Raw genomic sequence first — 1524 nt, 5'->3', positions numbered from 1 at the left:
CTATACTGAAGAAAAGCTTATTTACAGAAAAAAATCCATCTTAAAATCTACTATTGGCAGCAACACTATATATAGTGCAATAATTGATAGCACTTTTTTCGCATCCTCCTCAAAAAAACTTGTTGACAACGCTTTTGAAGCCATAAATGAAAATCCCGAACTCGAAAAAATATATAAAACGGCCAATAACGATAAAACATTTTCATTAATAATCGGCCCTAAAAACGAGTTTATAAAGTCCTTATTTATTGAAGATTCGCTTTCGTTAAATGCATTCAGCAATTATTTAGCTATTGATTTGGAGCTGAATCAAAATGAAACTTATTTTAACGGTATCACAAAAGCAATAGATTCTACTGAAAGTCTGATTAATATTTTTAAAAATACCAAACCGCAAATTAATCAAACCCAAAACATCACACCCTCTAATAGCGATGGGTTTATGAGTTTTACGTTTAATACTTTCGATGTTATTGAATCCAATTTATCAAAATTCAACAAAGGTGATTCTATTTCAAATAGCCATCCCCTTTTTAGCGAAGTTATTGAAGTTGGGGTTATTTATGAAAACGAAAAACGAGCCATTGTTTTAAATTCCACCGATGTAATTGCTACAAATGACGCCCTATTAGGCGAACAATCCATAGCAGAAACCTATAGAGAAATTAATATTTATAATTTTAGCCAACCAATATTATTTGCCAAAACATTCGCCCCTTTAATTAGTTACAAAAAGGCGAATTTATATTGTGTTTTAGATAACTTTTTTGTTTTTTCTAATGACTCAGAAATGCTTCAGAATATCATTGCTAATTATCAAAACAAAACAACCCTTGGGGAAAAATCATATTTTAAAGATGCAAAAGAAAACCTGAGCGATGCTTCGTCTTTATTACAAGTTTCAAACGCTTCAACGCTAAAAACGATACTAAATAAAAATACTGAAGCGCTTTCAAATGCCGATATTAAAGATTACAACACCTCGGCTATTCAATTTATTTACGACTATAATTTTGCCCACGTTAATGGCATTATTACCAAGCAGAAAACAAGAGCTTCTATAAATTCCATTTCAGAAGAATTAAATATCAAACTTGATAAGGCAATTTTAAACACCCCTCAATTTGTAATAAATCACAGAACTAAACAGAAAGAAATTGTTGTTCAGGACGTGAATAACAATCTATATTTAATTTCAAACAATGGTAAAATTCTTTGGAAAAAACAACTGCAAGGCCCTGTTTTAGGACGTATTGAACAAATTGACATGTATAAAAACGGAAGACTTCAATTAGCCTTTGCTACTCCAAAAAGAGTTTATGTTTTAGATAGAAACGGCAAAGATGTTAAACCTTTTGCCTTAAACTTTAATGATGATATTACGCAACCACTTGCTGTTTTTGATTATGATAACCGTAAAAATTATCGCTTTTTAGTAACTCAAGGAAAAAACGTATTAATGTATGATATAAAAGGAAAAACTATTAATGGCTTTACTTTTAAATCGGCTAATAATACCATTAT

General features: G+C 30.3%; 1 pseudogene. It reads left to right on the top strand.

Annotation, left to right across the window (positions count from 1 at the left end):
• Window positions 1–1524: pseudogene (locus WBN21_RS01675) on the top strand (ribonuclease HII); the annotation flags it as partial.

The sequence above is a fragment of the Algibacter sp. genome, from assembly GCF_049667265.1.
Classification (GTDB): Bacteria; Bacteroidota; Bacteroidia; order Flavobacteriales; family Flavobacteriaceae; genus Algibacter_B.
The sequence above is the reverse complement of the archived record's forward strand: the minus strand, read 5'-3'. Positions and strand labels throughout refer to the sequence as shown.